Below are 734 nucleotides of genomic sequence, written 5' to 3' on the forward strand. Positions count from 1 at the left end.
CATCAAATATCGGGCAATACGAGCTGGAAGTGCAGTTCCTTGCAAAATTTAGTGATTCCGCCTTTTTTGGCGGATGAACTAAATTTTAATAAAAACGAAATGGTCAGCGCTGAGACATTTCTTCAAACATCGGTGTAAAACTCGCCGGTCGTTTGTTCCTTGCATGGCAAAGATATAAACAGTTTTTGTATATTTGCAACAACATAAATTAAAAAGTCCGATTAATGGGGGGCTAGACCAGTCTTATGAATTAAATAATGTAATTAGTCATTATGATGATAATAATAATATTAAAAAAGATAGATTTTATTGGAAGGCAAAAATTGAGCAATTTTCTATAATACTTGAACTTTCATATTATAACGAATGTGAAATATTTATTAAAAACTTAAATATTGAACATATAGACGACATTAAATCAAAACTAGAATTGTTAGACTTATATTGTATTTATTATCATTCAATAAACAATTTTGAAAAGTTAATTCATTTTGTTGGTTTATCTTCTGATATTAGAGTAAATAATTTTGATGATAATAATCCAGAAATGGTCAAAGGATTTAATAATATGGCTATAATTTTGAAAAATAGTGGTGATCTTGATAAAGCAATAGAATATTATAAAGAGGCAATAAATATTCAATTAAATAATAAACTTTCAAATAAAAAAATAACTGCAACTATTTTAAAAAATTTAGGGGATGTATATTTAGAGTTGGTCTAGCCCCCTATAA

Annotated in this window: 1 protein-coding gene; it reads left to right on the forward strand. The window is 27.0% G+C overall.

The features are described 5' to 3' along the window. The first annotated feature begins 193 nt into the window (after positions 1-193). Complete coding sequence (locus tag B0A58_RS16145) at positions 194-724, forward strand: tetratricopeptide repeat protein (protein WP_089081885.1); 531 nt, start codon at positions 194-196, stop codon at positions 722-724. The last annotated feature ends 10 nt before the right edge of the window (positions 725-734 follow it).

It is taken from the genome of Flavobacterium branchiophilum NBRC 15030 = ATCC 35035, assembly GCF_002217205.1.
Classification (GTDB): domain Bacteria; phylum Bacteroidota; class Bacteroidia; order Flavobacteriales; family Flavobacteriaceae; genus Flavobacterium; species Flavobacterium branchiophilum.